Source organism: Pseudomonas sp. FW305-3-2-15-C-LB1 (assembly GCF_058787615.1).
The window spans coordinates 26,224-46,784 of the sequence record NZ_JBYSZX010000021.1; the positions used below are offsets into that span (position 1 = coordinate 26,224).

15 protein-coding genes are annotated in these 20,561 nt (G+C 59.7%); 8 read left to right on the forward strand and 7 right to left on the reverse strand.

Translation table 11 applies throughout. The features are described from left to right. The first annotated feature begins 2 nt into the window (after positions 1 to 2). The 8 genes from folK (at position 3) to AC3WP7_RS27065 (ending at position 11,262) form a co-directional block, all read left to right on the forward strand. Positions 3 to 500, forward strand: coding sequence for a 2-amino-4-hydroxy-6-hydroxymethyldihydropteridine diphosphokinase (gene folK / locus AC3WP7_RS27030; protein ID WP_092248403.1), 498 nt, complete (start codon positions 3 to 5; stop codon positions 498 to 500). A 214-nt stretch (positions 501 to 714) separates the two neighbouring features. Beyond that, on the forward strand, positions 715 to 1,515 hold the full coding sequence (gene panB / locus AC3WP7_RS27035) for a 3-methyl-2-oxobutanoate hydroxymethyltransferase (RefSeq protein WP_102592717.1): 801 nt from the start codon (positions 715 to 717) through the stop codon (positions 1,513 to 1,515). Next, the gene (panC, locus tag AC3WP7_RS27040) at positions 1,512 to 2,363 is read left to right on the forward strand and encodes a pantoate--beta-alanine ligase (RefSeq protein WP_102592716.1); all 852 of its coding nucleotides are present in this window, start codon (positions 1,512 to 1,514) and stop codon (positions 2,361 to 2,363) included. Before panB ends, panC begins: the two co-directional genes overlap by 4 nt. Before the next feature lie 224 nt (positions 2,364 to 2,587). Then, positions 2,588 to 4,252, forward strand: coding sequence for a glucose-6-phosphate isomerase (gene pgi / locus AC3WP7_RS27045; RefSeq protein WP_071490004.1), 1,665 nt, complete (start codon positions 2,588 to 2,590; stop codon positions 4,250 to 4,252). A gap of 105 nt (positions 4,253 to 4,357) precedes the next feature. Beyond that, positions 4,358 to 6,295, forward strand: a complete 1,938-nt coding sequence (gene acs / locus AC3WP7_RS27050) for an acetate--CoA ligase (protein WP_102592715.1) — start codon at positions 4,358 to 4,360, stop codon at positions 6,293 to 6,295. Positions 6,296 to 6,311: 16 nt separating this feature from the next. Then, entirely contained in the window at positions 6,312 to 7,181 is an 870-nt protein-coding gene (locus tag AC3WP7_RS27055; protein WP_102592714.1) for an oxygenase MpaB family protein, read from the forward strand. A gap of 57 nt (positions 7,182 to 7,238) precedes the next feature. Beyond that, entirely contained in the window at positions 7,239 to 8,255 is a 1,017-nt protein-coding gene (locus AC3WP7_RS27060) for a class I SAM-dependent rRNA methyltransferase (RefSeq protein WP_092248390.1), read from the forward strand. An 88-nt stretch (positions 8,256 to 8,343) separates the two neighbouring features. Beyond that, on the forward strand, positions 8,344 to 11,262 hold the full coding sequence (locus AC3WP7_RS27065; protein ID WP_102592713.1) for a DUF748 domain-containing protein: 2,919 nt from the start codon (positions 8,344 to 8,346) through the stop codon (positions 11,260 to 11,262). 162 nt (positions 11,263 to 11,424) lie between these two features. On the opposite strand, the gene AC3WP7_RS27070 is transcribed toward AC3WP7_RS27065, so the two are convergent. The 7 genes from AC3WP7_RS27070 to nusA all read right to left on the reverse strand — a co-directional run bounded on the left by AC3WP7_RS27070 (position 11,425) and on the right by nusA (position 20,536). After that, complete coding sequence (locus tag AC3WP7_RS27070; protein WP_092248384.1) at positions 11,425 to 12,045, reverse strand: BON domain-containing protein; 621 nt, start codon at positions 12,043 to 12,045, stop codon at positions 11,425 to 11,427. A gap of 295 nt (positions 12,046 to 12,340) precedes the next feature. Continuing rightward, on the reverse strand, positions 12,341 to 14,446 hold the full coding sequence (pnp, locus tag AC3WP7_RS27075; RefSeq protein ID WP_092248380.1) for a polyribonucleotide nucleotidyltransferase: 2,106 nt from the start codon (positions 14,444 to 14,446) through the stop codon (positions 12,341 to 12,343). A 194-nt stretch (positions 14,447 to 14,640) separates the two neighbouring features. Further along, the gene (gene rpsO / locus AC3WP7_RS27080; RefSeq protein WP_003177875.1) at positions 14,641 to 14,910 is read right to left on the reverse strand and encodes a 30S ribosomal protein S15; all 270 of its coding nucleotides are present in this window, start codon (positions 14,908 to 14,910) and stop codon (positions 14,641 to 14,643) included. Between the two features lie 115 nt (positions 14,911 to 15,025). Then, entirely contained in the window at positions 15,026 to 15,943 is a 918-nt protein-coding gene (gene truB, locus AC3WP7_RS27085; RefSeq protein WP_043051764.1) for a tRNA pseudouridine(55) synthase TruB, read from the reverse strand. 3 nt (positions 15,944 to 15,946) lie between these two features. Further along, positions 15,947 to 16,342: a 30S ribosome-binding factor RbfA gene (gene rbfA, locus AC3WP7_RS27090; protein ID WP_003176137.1), complete on the reverse strand. Its 396-nt coding sequence runs from the start codon at positions 16,340 to 16,342 to the stop codon at positions 15,947 to 15,949. Positions 16,343 to 16,501: 159 nt separating this feature from the next. Continuing rightward, positions 16,502 to 19,027, reverse strand: coding sequence for a translation initiation factor IF-2 (gene infB, locus AC3WP7_RS27095; RefSeq protein WP_071489997.1), 2,526 nt, complete (start codon positions 19,025 to 19,027; stop codon positions 16,502 to 16,504). Positions 19,028 to 19,054: 27 nt separating this feature from the next. Further along, positions 19,055 to 20,536 carry a transcription termination factor NusA gene (nusA, locus tag AC3WP7_RS27100; RefSeq protein WP_025857112.1) on the reverse strand — a complete coding sequence of 494 codons (1,482 nt, stop codon included), beginning with the start codon at positions 20,534 to 20,536 and terminating at the stop codon, positions 19,055 to 19,057. Positions 20,537 to 20,561: the final 25 nt, after the last annotated feature.

Sequence of the window (20,561 nt, forward strand, 5' to 3'; positions counted from 1 at the left end):
GCGTGGAACGCATCTACATCGGCATGGGCAGCAACCTGGCGGCCCCGGATCAGCAATTGCGCAGCGCTATCGAAGCACTGGCGCAATTGCCCGGCACGCACGTCGCCGGTGTCTCTGCCTTCTATCAAAGTGACTCCCTGCTCCCAGGCCAACCGCGCTATACCAATGCGGTGGCCGCCCTTGACAGTAACCTCGCCCCTCTTGAGCTGCTGGATGCGCTGCAAGCCATCGAGAACGACCAGGGCCGCGAACGCCTCGAGCGCTGGGGCCCGCGCACGCTTGACTTGGACATCCTGCTGTTTGGCGATCGCCTGATCGACGAACCGCGTCTCAAGGTGCCGCACTACCAGATGCACCTGAGGGCTTTTGTGCTGTACCCGTTGGCCGAACTGGCGCCCGCCAGCCTGGCGTTACCCGATGGCCAAACCCTCAACGAACTGCTTGAAGCCTGCCCGTTTGTCGGTCTTGAACGGCTCACCGTTGCTGAATCGCGTCAGTAACAGCGGTAACACCGTCATCGTAACAATGCGGTAACACATCCAATTGACTTCCCGTGTCCTCCTCACGACTATAGGCGTCCCGCTGCCGCCAACCCGGCGCTGAAGGGCGCAATCCAGGCCTTATAAGCACTGCTCTCAAGACAGTGCGCCTGTATAAACGAAGACTCACGCGCGTTACTCGCTGTTTCCAAGCGCCTGAACGAGGACCCTTTTCATGCCAGACATTACCCTGACCACCTTGCAGAGCCTCAAGCTCAAAGGTGAAAAAATCGCCATGCTGACCTGCTACGACGCCACGTTCGCCCACGCCAGTTGCCAGGCCGGGGTTGAAGTGCTGCTGGTGGGCGACTCCCTGGGCATGGTTCTTCAAGGGAATGACAGCACCCTGCCCGTCACCACCGATGAACTTGCGTACCACACCGCCAGCGTCAAGCGCGGTAACGATGGCGCCTTCATCATCGCCGACCTGCCGTTCATGGGTTACGCGACGCTCGAACAAACCTTCCAGAATGCCGGCAAGCTGATGCAAGCCGGCGCGCACATGATCAAAATTGAAGGCGCGTTATGGCTCGCCGAGTCGATCCGCCTGCTCGCGGAACGCGGCGTGCCGGTGTGTGTGCACATGGGACTGACGCCGCAGTCCGTGAACATCCTTGGCGGCTATAAGGTCCAGGGCCGGAATGAGGCCCAGGCGCGCCAGATGCGTGCGGACGCCATCGCCCTGGAACAGGCCGGCGCGGCCATGATCCTGCTCGAATGTGTGCCGAGCGAGTTGGCGGCAGAAATCACCCAGGCCGTGAAAGTGCCAGTAATCGGTATCGGCGCAGGTTCGGCCACCGATGGCCAGGTGCTGGTGCTGCACGACATGCTCGGCCTGTCGATCAGCGGTCGTGTGCCGAAGTTCGTGAAGAACTTCATGGCTGGCCAGACCAGCCTCCATGACGCCTTGAGCGCCTACGTCGCCGAAGTCAAAGGCGTGACCTTCCCGGCCGCCGAACATGGGTTCTCTGCATGAACACCGTTAAAACCGTACGTGAACTGCGGGCCGCCGTAACCCATGCCCGCAGCGCCGGCAAGCGTATCGGCTTTGTGCCGACCATGGGCAACCTGCACAGCGGCCACGCCACCCTGGTGACCAAGGCCGCCCAGCAGGCGGATTTCGTGGTCGCCAGCATCTTCGTCAACCCGCTGCAATTTGGCGCCGGCGAAGACCTGGACAAATACCCCCGCACCCTGGCCGCCGATCAGGAAAAGTTGCTGCAAGCCGGCTGCAACCTGCTGTTCGCACCTACCGTCGAGGAAATGTACCCCGGCGGCATGACCGGCCAGACCCGTGTCAGCGTGCCGCAACTGTCCGAAGGCCTGTGTGGCGCCAGCCGTCCCGGGCATTTCGAAGGCGTGGCGACGGTGGTCAGCAAGCTGTTCAACATGGTGCAGCCGGACATGGCCGTGTTTGGCCAGAAGGATTACCAGCAACTGGCCGTGATCCGCGCCATGGTGCATGACCTGAACATGCCGATCCAGATCATCGGCGAGCCCACCGTGCGCGCCGACGACGGCCTGGCGCTGTCGTCGCGCAACGGCTACCTCAGCGACGAACAGCGCGCCATTGCGCCGGTGCTGTACCGCAGCCTCAGCCAGATAGGCGCTGCGATCAAGGCCGGTGACCATGACTTCGCCAAGCTGCGCGCCGAACAGGTCCGCCAGATCGAAGCCGCCGGGCTGCGCCTGGACTACCTCGAAGTGCGCCAAGGCGTGCATTTGCGCCCGGCCACGGCCGAAGACCGGGATATCGCGATCCTGGTCGCCGCCTACTTGGGGGCCACCCGTCTCATCGATAACCTGCATCTGATCCTCGACTGACCCTTCCAGTTGCCCTCCTCACTGCGTAAATAAAAAGTGCCGGTATAAAAAAGTACCGGCCTTAGCGCAGACAAAGCCAAGACATATCGACACGCTAGGTTTAATGTAATCGCCCTGCGCTATGGTTAGCGCTGTCTGGAACCCATTGCTTGATCAAAGACTGGATGTTCCAGGCAAATAAGTGTCCTAAAGGCAGTCCCCGTAATAAAAGGAAACCCGCAGCGATGGCGTACTACCGCACCCCTCATGACGTTACCGCTCTGCCCGCCTGGCAAGCGCTCAATCAACATCGCCAAGCCATGCAGGATTTCAGCATGCGCGAAGCGTTCAATGCCGATCCTCAGCGTTTTTCCCAGTTCACCTTGAGCAGCTGCGGACTTTTCCTCGATTACTCGAAAAACCTGATCACCGGCGAAACCCGTGACCTGCTGGTAAACCTCGCCAAAGAGGTCCACCTCAAGGAAGCGATTGACGCGCTGTACAAAGGCGAACCGGTCAACTCGTCGGAAGGCCGCCCAGCGCTGCACACCGCACTGCGCCGTCCGGTGGGTGACAAGCTGTCGGTCAACGGCGTGAACATCATGCCTGACGTGCACAAAGTGCTGAACCAGATCACCGACCTGGTCGGCCGCATCCACGACGGCCTGTGGCGTGGCTACACCGAGAAGCCAATCACCGACGTGGTGAACATCGGTATCGGTGGCTCGTTCCTCGGCCCGGAGCTGGTCTCCGAAGCGCTGCTGTCCTACGCCCACAAAGGCGTGCGCTGCCACTACCTGGCGAACATCGACGGCAGCGAGTTCCACGAGCTGACCCTGAAGCTGCGCGCCGAGACCACGCTGTTCATCGTCTCGTCAAAATCCTTCAACACCCTCGAAACCCTGAAAAACGCCCAGGCCGCCCGTGCCTGGTACCTGGCCCAGGGTGGCTCGGAAGCCGAGCTGTATCGCCACTTCATCGCCGTGTCGAGCAACAACGCGGCGGCCGTGGCCTTCGGAATTCGCGAAGAAAACATCTTCCCGATGTGGGACTGGGTCGGCGGCCGTTACTCGCTGTGGTCGGCCATCGGCTTGCCGATCGCCCTGGCCATCGGCATGTCCAACTTCAAGGAACTGCTGTCCGGTGCCTACACCATGGACCAGCATTTCCAGAACGCCCCGTTCGAACAGAACATGCCGGTGCTGCTGGGCTTGCTGGGCGTGTGGTACGGCAACTTCTGGGGCGCGCAGAGCCACGCGATCCTGCCGTACGACCACTACCTGCGTAACATCACCAAACACTTGCAACAGCTGGACATGGAATCCAACGGCAAGAGCGTGCGCCAGGACGGTACGCCCGTCGCTACCGATACCGGCCCGGTGATCTGGGGCGGCGTTGGCTGCAACGGCCAGCACGCTTACCACCAGTTGCTGCACCAGGGTACCCAACTGATCCCAGCCGACTTTATCGTGCCGATCGTCAGCTTCAACCCGGTGTCCGACCACCATCAATGGCTGTACGCCAACTGCCTGTCCCAGAGCCAGGCGCTGATGCTCGGCAAGACCCGCGCCGAAGCGGAAGCCGAGCTGCGCGACAAAGGTATCCCGGAAGACGAAGTGCAGAAGCTGGCACCGCACAAGGTGATTCCGGGCAACCGCCCGAGCAACACCCTCGTGGTCGAACGCATCAGCCCGCGTCGCCTGGGTGCCCTGGTAGCCATGTATGAGCACAAAGTGTTCGTACAGAGCGTGATCTGGGGTATCAACGCCTTCGACCAATGGGGTGTGGAGCTGGGCAAGGAGCTGGGCAAGGGCGTCTACAACCGCCTGACCGGCGCCGAAGAGACCTCGGCCGAGGACGCTTCGACCCAGGGCCTGATCAATTACTTCCGCGGTCGTCACCGCGGCTGATCCGGGTTTTGCAAGGCCAATGTCCATTTGGAGGTTGGCCTTGAACCCTACCCCTGCCGGGTGCATCTTTATGACTTGTCGCAAAAACAAGAATAAGGATCGCTCATGTTCGATATCAGCACGTTCCCCACCGCCGATGCCGTCCGCCGGGCTGCGCAACTCAGTCAAGAGGACTATCAGCGCCTCTACCGCCAATCCATCGAACAGCCGGATACCTTCTGGGCTGAACAGGCCGAGCGCTTTCTCGACTGGATAACGCCCTGGCACACCGTTCAACGCTCAGACATCCACACCGGCGCCGCCCAATGGTTTGCCGGTGGTCAACTCAACGTCAGCTACAACTGCATCGACCGTCACCTGGCGCAACGCGCCGATCAGCCGGCCTTCATCTGGGAAGGCGATGATCCGACAAAATCTTCAAAAATCACCTACCGCCAGTTGCACCAGAACGTCAGCCGCCTGGCCAATGTGCTGAAAAGCCGTGGCGTGAAGAAAGGCGACCGGGTATGCATCTACATGCCGATGATCCCGGAGGCCGCCTACGCCATGCTCGCCTGCACACGGATTGGCGCGGTGCACTCCGTGGTGTTTGGTGGTTTCTCGCCGGATGCCTTGCGTGACCGTATTCTCGATGCCGACTGCCGCACGGTGATCACTGCAGACGAAGGCGTGCGCGGCGGCAAGCCCGTTGCACTGAAGCAGAATGTCGACAAGGCCCTGGCCAGTTGTCCGAATGTGAGCACGGTGCTGGTAGTGGAGCGCACCGGAGCGACCGTTGGCTGGAGCGAAGGTCGCGACCTCAAGTATCAACAAGCCCTGGATGCGGCCAGTAGCGACTGCCCGCCCGAGCCGATGGACGCCGAAGACCCGCTCTTCATCCTCTACACCTCCGGCAGTACCGGCAAACCCAAGGGCGTGCTGCACACCACCGGCGGCTATCTGCTGCAAGCGGCGATGACCTTCAAGTACGTGCTCGATTACCGCGACGGTGAAGTGTTCTGGTGCACCGCCGATGTGGGCTGGGTCACCGGCCACAGTTACATCGTGTACGGTCCGTTGGCCAATGGCGCGACCTCGCTGATGTTCGAGGGCGTGCCGAGCTATCCGGACAGTTCGCGCTTCTGGCAGGTGATCGACAAGCACCAGGTCAACATCTTCTACACCGCGCCCACCGCCCTGCGTGCGCTGATGCGCGAAGGCCACGGCCCGCTGGAAAATACCTCGCGCGCCAGCCTGCGCCTGCTGGGCAGCGTCGGCGAACCGATCAACCCGGAGGCTTGGGACTGGTACTTCAATGCCGTGGGCGAACAACGCTGCCCGATTGTGGATACCTGGTGGCAGACCGAGACCGGCGGCATCATGCTCAGCCCACTGGTCAGCGCCCAGCGAATCAAGCCAGGGTGCGCGACCCAGCCAATGTTCGGCGTACAGCCGGTACTCCTCGATGAACACGGCAAGGAATTCAGCGGCGCCGGCAGTGGCGTACTGGCGATCAAAGCCAGCTGGCCGGGGCAGATCCGCAGTGTGTACGGCGATCCGCAGCGCATGGTCGACACCTACTTCAACCCCTACCCCGGCTACTACTTCACCGGTGACGGCGCACGCCGCGATGAAGACGGCGATTATTGGATCACCGGGCGCATCGACGATGTGATCAACGTGTCAGGCCACCGCATCGGCACTGCCGAGGTAGAAAGCGCCCTGGTGCTGCACGACCAGGTGGCCGAGGCCGCCGTGGTGGGCTATCCCCATGATGTCAAAGGCCAGGGCATCTATGCCTTTGTCACCCCCATGAATGGCGTGGAACCCAGCGATGCGTTAAAAAAACACCTGCTGGATCTGGTCAGCAAAGAAATTGGCAGCTTCGCCAAGCCGGAACTGATCCAATGGGCCCCGGCCTTGCCGAAAACCCGTTCCGGCAAAATCATGCGCAGGATCTTGCGCAAGATTGCCTGCAACGAACTGGACAGCCTGGGTGATACCTCGACCCTGGCCGATCCGAGCGTGGTCGACGGTTTGATCGACAAACGCCTGAACCGATAGGAAACCCCACGTCGCCATGGAATTTATCCGCAGCCGTATCGAAACCCAGTTGATGAGCCTGACCGGCCTGTCGCTGGGCCAACTGGACCTGGAAAACCCCAAGGGCGACCCAGGCTTGTTCGGGCCCGACTCGGTGAGTTGGCAAGTGCATGGCGACTTCAGCAGTATGCTCATCGGCGGCATCAGCGCCTTGATGCTGCAAGCCTTGCATCCGTTGGCCCTGGCGGGCGTGTGGGACCATTCCAACTTTCGCCAGGACATGCTTGGGCGCTTGCGGCGGACCTCGCAGTTCATTTCGGGCACGACGTTCGGCTCGCGCAGAGACGCCGAATGGCTGATCGAAAAAGTCCGCACCATTCACTTGCAGGTGGTCGGCCACGCCCCGGATGGCCGGCCTTATGCGGCCAGCGACCCGGAATTGCTGACCTGGGTGCATGTGGCGGAGGTCAGTCACTTCCTGGCCGCTCACTTGCGTTATTGCAACCCGCACCTGTCCGGTCGCGACCAGGACCGTTACTACAGTGAAATTGCCTTGGTCGCTGAACAGCTGGGTGCGCGGCATGTTCCGCGTTCTCGGCAGGACGTTTCGGATTATTTGGCTCGCATCCGCCCGCAATTGCTGTGCGACGATCGCAGCCGCGAAGTACTGCGGCTACTGCTGAATGCTCCCTCCCCCAGCCTGCTGGCCAAGCCATTTGGCAGCTTGATGATGCGCGCCGGGATCGACCTGCTGCCGGATTGGGCCAGCGCGATGCTCGACCAGCACCAGAGCCCGCTGCAACGTCAGATGATCCGTTCCGGCGTCAAACGCAGTGCGCCGATGTTGCGCTGGGCGATGCGCAATGGCTCTGTGCAACGCGCCCATCGCCGGATGGGGTTGATGTAGGCGACGGCGCATAGCTGTTAAACTTCGCGCCCTCAATTCCCCAGCAAGGCGCGCTCCATGTCTCCCTTGAATCAGGCGCTGCGCGCCGCCCTCGATCATCGCCAAGACCTGATCAGCGAGTTGCACGCACAGGGCACCGACTGTTACCGGCTGTTCCATGGCAGCCAGGAAGGCGCCGGGGGCCTGACCATCGACCGCTACGGCCCGCAGTTGCTGGTGCAGAGTTTCCACCAATCCCTGGAAACCGCCGACCTGCTGGACCTGCATCAACAGGTCAACCAGTACATGGGCCTGGAGTTGTTGCTGGTGTACAACGATCGCGCCCGTGGCAATTCGCGCATCGACCGCGAAGACACGGTGTATCGCGCCGAACCCGCCGCACTGCAGGACCTGGTTGGCCACGAGTGGGGCCTCAGTTACCGCGTGCGTGGGCGGCATGCCGGGCAGGACCCGCTGCTGTTCCTCGACCTGCGTAACACCCGCGGCTGGGTCAAGGCCAACAGCGCCGGAAAAAGCGTGCTCAACCTGTTCGCCTACACCTGCGGCGTGGGCCTGAGCGCAGCCGCCGGTGGCGCCCGCGAGGTGTGCAACCTGGACTTTGCCGAGGGCAACCTGGCGGTCGGTCGCGAAAACGGCTTGCTGAACCCGCAATTGCCGAGCATGGAGTTCGTACAGTCCGACTACTTCCCGGCGATTCGCCAATTGGCAGGCCTGCCGATCACCCAGCGCCGTGGGCAAAAGCTGCCGAGTTATCCGCGCCTGGAGCAACGTCAATACGACCTGGTGCTGCTGGATCCACCGGCCTGGGCCAAGAGCGCGTTCGGCACCGTCGACCTGCTGCGCGACTACCAGAGCCTGCTCAAGCCAGCCCTGCTGGCCACCGCTGACAATGGCGTGCTGATCTGCTGCAACAACCTGGCGAAAGTCAGCATGGAGGATTGGCGCGAACAGGTGCTGCGCTGCGCGGAAAAAGCCGGGCGCCCGGTGCGTGACTGGAAAATCATGACGCCTGGAGCGGACTTCCCGTCCCAGGATCAGCAACCGCCCCTGAAAACCCTGCTACTCCAACTGTAAGACGTTTCTCAAAGGCCCTTGCTCTTCGGAACCGAAAACCCGTGCCATACTCCAAGGCACTCCTGTTTGACATAGATGGCGCCGCCCCATGCCCAAAGGATTGATTCGCGCCGCTGGCGCCTTGTTGACCGCCCTTGCCCTGTACAGCTTGCTGGGCTTTTTGATTCTCCCCGGCATCGCCCTTCGCATCGCCAACCAGCAGTTGGCCAATTACGCCACGGTGCCGGCGCGGATCGAGCGAATCGAGCTCAACCCGTTCAGCCTGGAACTGACCCTGTGGGGCCTGAAGATCGGTGAACCCGGCAAGGAACAAGTCGGGTTCGAACGCCTCTACGCCAACCTGCAGATCGACAGCCTCTGGACCCGCGCCCTGCACCTGGCCGATATACAGCTGGACAAGCCCAAGACCGAGCTGCTGTTCGACAAGTCCGGCCAACTCAACCTGGCGCAGTTGTTCAAACTGCCGCCCAGCGAGCCAACACCGACCAATCCGGATGCCAAACCGTTCCCTCTGCGTATCGACAGCATCAAGCTGGCCGGCGGCTATGTGCATTTCGAAGACTTGCGCCCCAGCGAGCCCATCGAATTCCTCTACGACACACTCGACTTCGAGCTGAAGAACCTCAGCACCCTGCCCGAAGACAATGCCGACATGACCCTGGTCGCAGCCGGCCCCGCAGGTGGACAGATCGACTGGAAAGGCAATTTCAGCCTGGTGCCGATCACTTCCGAAGGCACGTTGAAGGTCACCAACGGCAAGATGAAAGCCTGGTGGCCCTACGTACGTGACGCGCTGCCACTGGTGCTTGAAGACGGCGTGCTCAACTTCAGCACCGAGTACAAATTCAGCCTGGCCAAAGAGACCGAGCTGAACCTGACCAACACCGCCGCCAGCATCGCGCCCTTTGCCATCAAGGCACCGGACGGCCGCCCATTGGTGCGCCTGGAGCGCCTGGACGTCAGCGAGACCACGGTGGACCTGGCCAAGCAGCAAGTGGTGGTCGGCAAGATCCGCAGTAACAAACTGGAGACCTGGGCAGCCCTTGAGGCTGACGGGCAATTGGACTGGCAGAAACTGTTCGCCAGCCAGCCGAGCAAACCGGCCAAGGCGCCCGAAGCGAAAAACGCACCCGCCACCGCCGACTCGCCAAAAGCCGAACCCGCCGCGCCAAGCAAACCGTGGCAAGTGCTGCTCAAGGACGTGCAACTGCGTAACTACCAGGTGCACCTGGCCGATCGACAGGCCAAGCCAGCAGTAGCGCTGGAACTCGGCCCGTTGAACGTCGACATGCAGAATTTCGACAGCCTCAACCGGAGCCCGTTTACCGTGAAGGTCGACTCCGGCGTGGGCAAGCAAGGCAAGCTCCAGGCGACCGGCGAGGTCAACCTCGACCCGGTCAGTGCCAGGCTGAAAGTGAATTCCCAGGACATCGACCTGCGGGTGGCCCAGTCCTACATCAGCCCGTTCATTCGCCTGGAACTGCGCAGCGGTATGCTCGGCAGCAATCTTGATGTGAACCTCAAAAGCACCGATCCGCTGAAGTTGCAGGTCACCGGCCGGGCTCAAGTCGATCAATTGCACACCCTGGATACCCTCAAGACCCGCGACTTTCTCAAATGGCAGCGCCTGGTGCTCGAAGGCGTGAACTACCAGCACGGCGACAGCCTGTCGATCGACAAGGTCAACCTGCTGCAGCCGTATGCGCGCTTCATGATCAACGACGACCGCACCACCAACGTGGATGACCTGCTGATTCCACAAGCGCCCGACAAAGGTTCCAAACCCGCCAGCAAGGACAAGCCCCTGGGCATCCGCATCGGGCAGATTGCGATTAATGACGGCTCGGCCAATTTTGCCGATTTCAGCCTTACCCCCAACTTCGCCACCGCGATTCAACAGCTCAACGGGCAGATCGGCACTATCGACAGTCGGCAGGCCAAACCGGCCAGCGTCGATATCAAGGGCAAGGTTGATCGCTATGCGCCAGTGACTATCAAGGGCAGCGTGAACCCGTTCGACCCGATGGCGGCGCTGGACATTGCGACCAGCTTCAAGCGTGTCGAACTGACCACCCTGACGCCTTACTCCGGCAAGTTCGCTGGCTTCCGTATCCGCAAGGGACGGCTGAACCTCGACCTGCACTACGTAATCACCAAAGGCCAGTTGAAGGCCGAGAACAAGGTGGTGGTTGAGCAATTGCAATTGGGCGAGAAAGTCGACAGCGCCGATGCCGTGGACTTGCCGATTCGCCTGGCCGTCGCTTTGCTCAAGGACAGTGATGGCAAGATCTCCATCGAATTGCCGGTAACCGGTGACTTGAACAACCCGCAATTCAGCGTGATGCCGATCGTGTGGCAGACCCTGCGTAACCTCGTGGTACGCGCGGCAACGGCGCCTTTCAAGTTTATCGGTGGGTTGGTGACCGGTGGCGGCTCGGAAGATCTCGGTAATGTGTCGTTCGCCGCCGGTTCCAGCGAGTTGAACAAGGATGCCGAAAGCGCCTTGAACACACTGGCCAAAGCGCTGAAAGAGCGTCCTACCCTGCGCCTGGAAATCGAAGGTACCGCCGCAGCCAGCAGCGATGGGCCATTCCTTGCGGCCCAGCGGCTAGAGCGTGAATACCAGTACAACTACTACAAGATTCTTCAACGTCGCGGTGACAAAGTACCCGCCCAGGCGTCGTTGCTCGTCGTACCCGAGAAGGAAAAAGCCCCCTTGCTGGAAGGCATCTACCGCACCCGCCTGAAACAACAACCGCCGGCCGAATGGAAGGACCTGAGCAGCGATGAGCGCAGCGCGAAGCTTCGCGACGGCGTGATCAAATTCTGGAGTGGCAGCGACGTACTGCTACGCCAACTTGGCCAGGACCGTGCCAGCACCATCAAGGATTACCTGGTGGATAAAGGCCAATTGGAAGATGACCGGGTGTACTTCATTGATGCCAATCTGGGCCAGGCGGAGAAAGATGGTCGCGTCGTTACGCCAATGCACCTGGATGCCGAATAAGCCCTGTAGGAACAGCCCACAATAGAACAGGCCCCGACACAAGTGCCGGGGCCTGTAATGACCACATCCGTGTGGTCGGTCGCATGAACTCCAGAGGTGCATCGGGTGGATATCTAACTCACCCTAAGCCGCCGCCGTCTCGTTCAGACGAAGCTCCAAGGGTTACTCTGCTTTCAGGCCGTCGGCCGATACAGCTTTAACGCCTTTGATTTTCTTGGTGATGTTCACCGCGGTAGTTTTCTGAGCCTCAGTGACCGGGGTGGTCGAAGACAGGGACACTACACCTTTATTGGTTTCGACTTTGATGTCGGTACCAGGAATGCCTTTCTCGGTTACCAGGTCAGCTTTTACTTTGGTGGTGATCCAGGTATCGGAGGTGGACTCTTTAGCGCCTGCTGCTGCGCTTTTGGTTTTGTCGACGTTGTCCGCCTTGGTCGCGCCGCCAGCCAGCAGGCCGTCAGCCGAAACAGCGGTTACACCTTTGATTTTTTTGGTGATAGCTACGGCAGTCGCTTTTTGCGAGTCCGAGATAGCGACGTCAGAAGAAAGGGAAACCACGCCTTTATTGGTTTCAACCTTGATGTCGGAACCTGGAATACCTTTTTCGGTCAGCAGATCAGCTTTGACTTTGGTAGTGATCCAAGTGTCGGAAGTAGCTTCTTTCGCCTTGGTGGCTTCACCCGCTGCAAGGGTCATTGGCGCTTGGGAAGTCTGGGCAAAGGCAACGTTGGCACCCATGGCCAGGGTCAGAGCGGTAGCAGTAGCGAGAGCGAACTTCTTCATACGAGTAACTCCTGTTTTATTAAAAGTCTGCAGTGTGTGAACCTTGATGCTGCAGCGTTAACAGGGTTATTGCAGGCAGTGTGCCAAGTCCGAATCATCAATAAAACCCTTTATAAACAACAACTTATAAAAAACAGAAAATTTCGGATTCGTGCAACTTGCATGATGCCGCCCGCGCCTGCATGCAAGTTGCGGCTTTTGCTCTCATTTAAGCGCCTGATTTTTAGGTACTTTCCTGCATCCAAAAAAAAAGGACTCCGAAGAGTCCTCTTTTTCAACCTTAAGCCTTGGGTGATTAAACGCCCGAAGCTTTGGCTGCTGCTACGTCCTTGATGGACAGCTTGATACGGCCGCGGTTGTCCACGTCCAGTACCAGCACTTCCACTTCCTGGCCTTCCTTCAGAATGTCGGTGACTTTCTCAACGCGAGCGTCGCTCAGCATGGAGATGTGCACCAGACCGTCTTTGCCCGGCAGGATGTTGACGAATGCGCCGAAGTCGACGATGCGCTCAACCTTACCGACGTAGATCTTGCCGATCTCGGCCTCGGCAGTGATGCCCAGGACGCGCTGACGTGCTGCTTCAGCCGCTTCCTTGGTTTCGCCGAAGATCTTGATCGAGCCGTCGTCTTCGATATCGATCGAAGCCTTGGTTTCTTCGCAGATCGCACGAATGGTCGCGCCGCCTTTACCGATAACATCACGGATTTTGTCGGTGTCGATTTTCATCGCGATCATGGTCGGAGCATTTTCCGACAGTTCGGTACGGGACTGACCAATGATCTGGTTCATCTGGCCGAGGATGTTCAGGCGCGCTTCCAGGGCTTGGCCCAGGGCGATTTCCATGATCTCTTCGGTGATGCCCTTGATCTTGATGTCCATCTGCAGCGCGGTCACACCTTTGGCGGTACCGGCTACCTTGAAGTCCATGTCGCCCAGGTGGTCTTCGTCGCCCAGGATGTCGGTCAGGACGGCGAACTTCTCGCCTTCTTTAACCAAGCCCATGGCGATACCGGCAACCGGCGCCTTCATCGGCACACCGGCGTCCATCAGTGCCAGGGAAGCACCGCAAACGGAAGCCATGGAGCTGGAACCGTTGGACTCGGTGATTTCCGACACAACACGGATGGTGTACGGGAACACGTCAGCGGCAGGCAGCATGGCCTGGACCGAACGGCGGGCCAGACGGCCGTGACCGATTTCGCGACGACCAGCACCACCCATGCGACCGCACTCGCCCACCGAGAACGGAGGGAAGTTGTAGTGCAGCATGAACGGGTCTTTTTTCTCGCCTTCCAGGGTGTCCAGCAACTGTGCGTCACGGGCGGTACCCAGGGTCGCAACGACCAGCGCCTGGGTTTCACCACGGGTGAACAGGGCCGAACCGTGAGTCTTCGGCAGAACGCCGACTTCGATGTTCAGCGGGCGCACGGTACGAGTGTCGCGACCGTCGATACGTGGCTTGCCGTTAACGATGTTTTCGCGGACGGTGCGGTATTCGATCTCACCGAAAGCCGCTTTGACGTCGCTGGCGGAAGGCTGGCCTTCTTCACCGGACAGCTTGGCGACAACCTGGTCCTTCAACTCGCCCAGGCGAGCATAACGGTCGGCCTTGACGGTGATGGTGTAGGCGTCGGAGATGGCAGCGCCGAACTCGGAGCGGATAGCGCCCAGCAGTTCGGTGGCTTCAGCCTGTGGAGCCCAGCTCCAGGTTGGCTTGGCCGCTTCGGCAGCCAGTTCGGTGACAGCCTTGATGACAGCCTGGAACTCGTCGTGGGCGAACAGTACGGCGCCCAGCATCTGGTCTTCGGTCAGCTCTTTGGCTTCCGATTCAACCATCAGCACGGCTTCCGAGGTACCGGCAACGACCATGTCCAGGCTCGATGCTTTCAGTTGCTCGTAAGTCGGGTTCAGCAGGTAGCCGGTGCTTTCGTGGAACGCTACGCGGGCTGCGCCGATCGGGCCATCGAAAGGAATACCGGAGATGGCCAGGGCCGCCGAGGTACCGATCATCGCAGCGATGTCCGGATCGGTCTTCTTGCTGGTGGAAACGACGGTGCAGACAACCTGCACTTCGTTCATGAAGCCTTCTGGGAACAGCGGACGGATCGGACGGTCGATCAGTCGGGAAGTCAGGGTTTCTTTCTCGGAAGGACGGCCTTCGCGCTTGAAGAAACCGCCAGGGATCTTACCGGCAGCGTAAGTCTTTTCCTGGTAGTGAACGGACAGGGGGAAGAAGCCTTTGCTCGGGTCAGCGGTCTTGGCGCCAACAACGGTCACCAGTACGGTAACGTCGTCATCAACGGTAACCAGCACTGCGCCGGAGGCTTGACGGGCGATACGGCCTGTCTCGAGGGTAACGGTCGACTGACCGAACTGGAATTTTTTGATAACCGGGTTCACGGTGTCCTACCTTCTTTGTGGCTCTTGGGGAACTTGTCTTCTTGCGAAATTCTTGGGCAATGCCGGGAATCGGCCCGACGCTCGTCCAGGGTAAAACGTGTGTCCAGATAAAACTTGAGGCTGGGAGCCTGCCATGGGCCAGCGGGAATCCCACTGGCACACGGCAGACAACCAACCTCTAGCGCAATCGCTTATTAGCGACGCAGACCCAGGCGACCGATCAGAGTCTGATAACGACCCAGATCCTTGCCTTTCAGGTAGTCCAGCAGCTTACGGCGCTGGTTTACCATGCGGATCAGACCACGACGCGAGTGGTGGTCTTTACCGTTGGCCTTGAAGTGACCTTGCAGCTTGTTGATGTTGTGGGTCAGCAGTGCAACTTGCACTTCTGGCGAACCAGTGTCACCAACAGCTTGCTGATAGTCAGCAACGATTTGTGCTTTTTCTTGAACGTCGAGAGCCATGAGGCAATCCTTTTTTCAGGAAACCACCCAAAGGGCAGTTTCAACAGGCCAGGGACAAATCCCTGTATCTAAAAATGAGTGTTGACCGTGCCTGTTAACAGCCACACTCGTTCGGTCATTCTGACCGAATCAGTCGACGCGGCGCGATGCGCCCGTCTTCGCTCACTTCACCGATACCGATAAAGCGACCGTTATGATCCTGTACCCGCACCATGCCGAACTTCGGGGCATCCGGGGCACGTACCGGCTGGCCGTTGAGCCAGTAGAACGCGCTGTGCTCCGAGAAGTGCAGCAATGGCCAATCGAGCAAACCGCTGTCCGATGGCATCAGGAAGCGATCAACTGCTTCATTGCCGCCTTCGGCGTGTACCGCTTCCAACTCTTCCAGCGTGACCGTCTGGGCCAGGCTGAAAGGACCGGCCTGGGTGCGCCGCAGTTCTGCAACGTACGCGCCGCAACCGAGCTTTTCACCAATATCTTCCACCAGGGTACGGATATAGGTGCCTTTGCTGCAGTCCACGGCCAACCGGGCGGTGTCGCCTTCACAGGCGAGCAATTCCAAGCGCGCAATAGTAACAGAACGCGGTTCGCGCTCCACTACTTCGCCCGCACGTGCCAGCTTGTAAAGAGGCTGGCCATCACGCTTGAGCGCCGAGTACATCGGCGGTATCTGACTGATTTCCCCACGAAAAGCGGGTAAAGCAGCTTCAATATCAGCACGACCAACGGTCACTTCGCGAACCTGCAAAACATCACCTTCGGCGTCGGCCGTGGTGGTGGTCTTGCCCAGTTGCATCAGGGTTTCATAACCCTTGTCGGAGTCGAGCAGGTATTGGGAGAACTTGGTGGCCTCGCCAAAGCACAACGGCAACACGCCGGTGGCCAGTGGATCGAGGCTGCCGGTGTGCCCGGCCTTTTCGGCATTGAGCAGCCAGCGGACCTTCTGCAACGCGGCATTGGAGGTAAAACCAATGGGCTTGTCGAGCAGAATGATGCCGCTGACGTTGCGACGGATACGTTTGACCTGAGCCACCGCTTACTCCTTGGCGTCTTCAGGTGTGGACGGGTGCTGGCTGTCTTCAGCCACGGCGCGCTCGATCAGGGCCGACAGATGTGCACCCCGCACGACGCTCTCATCGTAGTGAAAGTGCAGCTGAGGAACACTGCGCAGCTTCATTTCACGGGCCAACTGCATGCGCAGGAAGCCTGCAGCCGAGTTGAGCACCTTGATGCTTTGCGCGATTTCTTCGCTGTTGTCCTGCCCCATCACGGTGATGAAGATCTTGGCGTGACCCACGTCACGGCTCACTTCAACGGCGGTGATGGTGACCAGGCCAACGCGTGGGTCTTTGACTTCGCGACGGATCAATTGGGCCAGCTCGCGCTGCATCTGATCGCCGATACGCTGGGTACGGCTGTATTCTTTTGCCATGTCTTGTTACCTGTTACTGCCACACGGTGAAACCCGTGGGGTCTGAAAGCGGCAAACGCCCGGCCTGACAAAAGCCAGACCGGGCGTTGCGTTTAGAGTCCGTACGCTGCGCGGGGCAATTGCATGCCCACGCGTTGCGTGGCTCCTGAAGTGCGCGAGTTAGAGGCTGCGAGCAACCTGAACCTTCTCGTAGACTTCGATCTTGTCGCCAGCCTTGACGTCGTTGTAGCTCTTGACGCCGATACCGCATTCCATGCCGGCACGTACTTCGGAAGCGTCATCCTTGAAGCGGCGCAGGGATTCCAGCTCGCCTTCGAAGATAACGATGTCTTCACGCAGTACACGGATTGGACGGTTACGGTACACAGTGCCTTCAACCACCATGCAGCCGGCGATCGCGCCGAATTTCGGCGAGCGGAACACGTCACGTACTTCGGCAATACCCAGGATGTTCTCCCGGACGTCGCTGCCAAGCATGCCGGTGAGGGCTTTCTTGACGTCTTCGATGATGTCGTAGATGACGTTGTAGTAACGCATGTCCAGGCCTTCCTGCTCGACGATCTTGCGAGCGCCGGCATCGGCACGCACGTTGAAGCCGAACAGTACAGCGTTGGAAGCCAGTGCCAGGTTGGCGTCGGACTCGGTGATACCACCGACACCGCCACCGACAACGCGCACTTGCACTTCGTCGTTACCCAGGCCGTTCAAAGCGCCGTTCAACGCTTCGAGGGAACCACGTACGTCAGATTTGAGGACGATGTTAAGCGTCTTCTTCTCTTCCTGGCCCATGTTCTCGAAGATGTTTTCCAGCTTGCCGGCGTGAGCACGGGCCAGCTTGACTTCACGGAACTTGCCTTGACGGAACAGAGCCACTTCACGGGCTTTCTTCTCGTCGGCAACCACGCTCATCTCGTCGCCAGCGTCCGGTGTACCGTCCAGGCCGAGGATCTCGACCGGGATAGCCGGGCCGGCTTCCTTGATTGGCTTGCCGTTCTCGTCGAGCATGGCACGTACACGGCCGTAGTTCGAACCGACCAGCACCATGTCGCCTTGGCGCAGGGTACCGTCTTGAACCAGAACGGTCGCAACCGGGCCACGGCCCTTGTCCAGACGGGACTCAACTACAACGCCACGGCCAGGAGCCGATGGAGTGGCAGTCAGTTCCAGAACTTCGGCTTGCAGCAGAACGGCTTCGAGCAGTTCGTCAACACCAGTACCCATCTTCGCGGAAACCGGTACGAATGGAGTGTCGCCACCCCACTCTTCGGATGTCACGCCGTGAACCGACAGTTCGCTACGGATGCGATCGAGATCGGCGCCCGGCTTGTCGATTTTGTTCACAGCGACTACCAGCGGAACGCCAGCTGCCTTGGCATGCTGAACGGCTTCGATGGTTTGTGGCATCACGCCGTCGTCGGCTGCAACCACCAGGATCACGATGTCGGTCGCCTTGGCACCACGGGCACGCATTGCGGTAAACGCAGCGTGACCAGGGGTATCGAGGAACGTCACCATGCCACGGTCGGTTTCAACGTGGTACGCGCCGATGTGCTGGGTGATACCGCCGGCTTCGCCTGCGGCTACCTTGGCACGACGGATATAGTCGAGCAGGGAGGTTTTACCGTGGTCAACGTGGCCCATTACGGTCACAACCGGTGCACGGGAAACCGCCTCACCTTCAAACTTCAGGGACTCGGCCAGGGAATCTTCCAGGGCGGTGTCGCTGACCAGGGTCACTTTGTGGCCCAGTTCTTCAGCAACCAGTTGGGCAGTTTCCTGATCCAGAACCTGGTTGATGGTGGCCGGTGTGCCCAGCTTGAACATGAACTTGATGATTTCAGCAGCCTTGACCGACATCTGCTGGGCCAGATCGCCCACAGTGATGGTCTCGCCGATCTTCACTTCACGCACGACAGGGCCGGTTGGGCTCTGGAAACCGTGGGCGTTGCGTTTCTTCAGCTTGGCCTTGCCGCGACCACCACGACGGAAGCCATCGCTTTCTTCGTCGGTAGTACGTGGGGCAACGCGTGGAGCAGGCGCTTTCTCTTTGACCGAGGCACGATGCGGAGCGTTTTTGCGCTCGCCATCGCCACCACCACCGCGACGATTGTTATCGTCGGCACGTGGTTTGTCCGGACGACGAGGTTCGTCGCGTTTACGGGCGTCAGCAGCCGGTGCTGGTGCAGCGGCAACCGGAGCGGCCTCACGCACAGCTTCAACTGGCGCGCTAGGCGCGGCGACCGCTTCAGTGGCAGCAGGTTGCGCAGCAGCAGGCTGGCGACGCGCTTCTTCTTCGGCGCGACGCTTGGCTTCTTCTTCAGCCTTCTGACGAGCAGCATTTTCTACTGCGCGACGTTCTTCCAGTTCGCGTTTGCGCTCGGCTTCGATTTCTTCCGGGCTGCGCTGTACGAAGACTTTCTTCTTGCGTACTTCAACGCTGATGCTCTTGCTACCAGCAACACGCAGGGTGCTGGTGGTTTTGCGCTGCAATGTAATCTTGCGCGGTTCTTCCACTTTCGCCTTGTGGCTGCTCTTCAAGTGAGTCAGCAAAGACTGCTTCTCACTATCGCTCACACCTTCATCGGCGGCGGTGTGCGGCAGACCTGCCTCACGCATCTGCTGCAACAGGCGCTCTACCGGTGTTTTGACCTCATCGGCCAGTTGTTTCACCGTGACTTGCGTCATGCACTTCTCTCCTCAGGCCGCGCCTAGTTACTCGAACCAATGGGCTCGGGCGGCCATGATCAACTTGCCGGCACGATCATCGTCAATGCCGTCGATGTCGAGCAGATCGTCAATAGACTGCTCGGCCAGGTCTTCGCGGGTAATTACGCCGCGCACCGCCAGTTCCATCGCCAAATCCTTGTCCATACCCTCAAGCGAGAGCAGGTCTTCGGCCGGATGGGCGTCTGCCAGCTTTTCCTCAGTAGCGATGGCTTTAGTCAACAAACGATCCTTGGCCCGAGCGCGAAGCTCGTTGACGGTGTCTTCGTCAAAGCCGTCGATGTTGAGCATTTCTTCCAACGGTACGTAGGCAATCTCTTCCAGGCTGGTGAAGCCTTCATCTACCAGCACCTGCGCCAGGTCTTCATCGACTTCGAGCTCTTCGATGAAGTTGCGCAGGATGTCACCGGTTTCAGCTTGCTGCTTAGCCTGGATGTCCGATTCGGTCATCACGTTCAGGGTCCAACCGGTCAGTTGGCTGGCCAGACGCACGTTCTGACCACCACGACCAATGGCCTGAGCCAGATTGTCTGCGCCAACGGCGATGTCCATGGCATGGGCATCCTCGTCAACGATAATTGCCGCCACTTCAGCCGGCGACATGGCGTTGATGACGAACTGCGCCGGGTTATCGTCCCACAGCACGATGTCCACACGCTCACCACCCAACTCGCCCGACACTGCCTGAACACGCGAACCGCGCATACCAATGCACGCGCCCTGCGGGTCGATGCGTTTGTCCTTGGAGCGGACCGCGATCTTGGCGCGCGAACCCGGGTCGCGGGACGCAGCCATGACTTCGATCAGGCCTTCGGCGATCTCCGGCACTTCGATACGGAACAGCTCGATCAGCATTTCCGGTGCGGTACGCGACAGGATCAGCTGCGGGCCGCGGTTCTCGGTGCGGATTTCCTTGAGCAGCGCACGCAGGCGCACGCCGACACGGAAGGTTTCGCGGGAAATGATGTCTTCGCGAGCCAGCAACGCTTCGGCGTTGTTGCCCAGGTCGACGATCACGTTATCGCGGGTGACTTTTTTCACGGTGCCGGAGATGATTTCACCCAGGCGCTCGCGATAGGCGTCAACGACTTGAGCGCGCTCGGCTTCGCGAACCTTCTGCACGATGACCTGTTTGGCGGTCTGTGCAGCGATACGGCCGAATTCGATCGATTCGATCTTTTCTTCGACGACATCACCGACCTTGGCACCAGGATGCGTTTCGGCAACCTTGCTTGGCCAGGTTTCGATGGCCGGATCATCAAGATCGGCTTCTTCGACGACCGTCCAGCGACGGAAAGTCTCATAGGCACCGGTGTGGCGGTTGATTTCCACACGCAGATCAACTTCGTCTTCAAAACGCTTTTTGGTAGCAGTGGCCAGGGCCAGCTCCAGCGCTTCAAAAATCACGTTTGCCGGTACGCCCTTTTCATTGGATACCGACTCAACAACCAGCAGTACTTCTTTGCTCATCGTACGCCTCGCCTTTCGCAAGCCA

Coding starts and splice junctions, on each gene's coding strand:
- nusA (WP_025857112.1), bottom strand. CDS start 20,536: ATGAGCAAAGAAGTACTGCTGGTTGTTGAGTCGGTATCCAATGAAAAG.
- infB (WP_071489997.1), bottom strand. CDS start 19,027: ATGACGCAAGTCACGGTGAAACAACTGGCCGATGAGGTCAAAACACCG.
- AC3WP7_RS27055 (WP_102592714.1), top strand. CDS start 6,312: ATGGAATTTATCCGCAGCCGTATCGAAACCCAGTTGATGAGCCTGACC.
- panB (WP_102592717.1), top strand. CDS start 715: ATGCCAGACATTACCCTGACCACCTTGCAGAGCCTCAAGCTCAAAGGT.
- AC3WP7_RS27070 (WP_092248384.1), bottom strand. CDS start 12,045: ATGAAGAAGTTCGCTCTCGCTACTGCTACCGCTCTGACCCTGGCCATG.
- panC (WP_102592716.1), top strand. CDS start 1,512: ATGAACACCGTTAAAACCGTACGTGAACTGCGGGCCGCCGTAACCCAT.
- rpsO (WP_003177875.1), bottom strand. CDS start 14,910: ATGGCTCTCGACGTTCAAGAAAAAGCACAAATCGTTGCTGACTATCAG.
- pgi (WP_071490004.1), top strand. CDS start 2,588: ATGGCGTACTACCGCACCCCTCATGACGTTACCGCTCTGCCCGCCTGG.
- rbfA (WP_003176137.1), bottom strand. CDS start 16,342: ATGGCAAAAGAATACAGCCGTACCCAGCGTATCGGCGATCAGATGCAG.
- acs (WP_102592715.1), top strand. CDS start 4,358: ATGTTCGATATCAGCACGTTCCCCACCGCCGATGCCGTCCGCCGGGCT.
- AC3WP7_RS27060 (WP_092248390.1), top strand. CDS start 7,239: ATGTCTCCCTTGAATCAGGCGCTGCGCGCCGCCCTCGATCATCGCCAA.
- AC3WP7_RS27065 (WP_102592713.1), top strand. CDS start 8,344: ATGCCCAAAGGATTGATTCGCGCCGCTGGCGCCTTGTTGACCGCCCTT.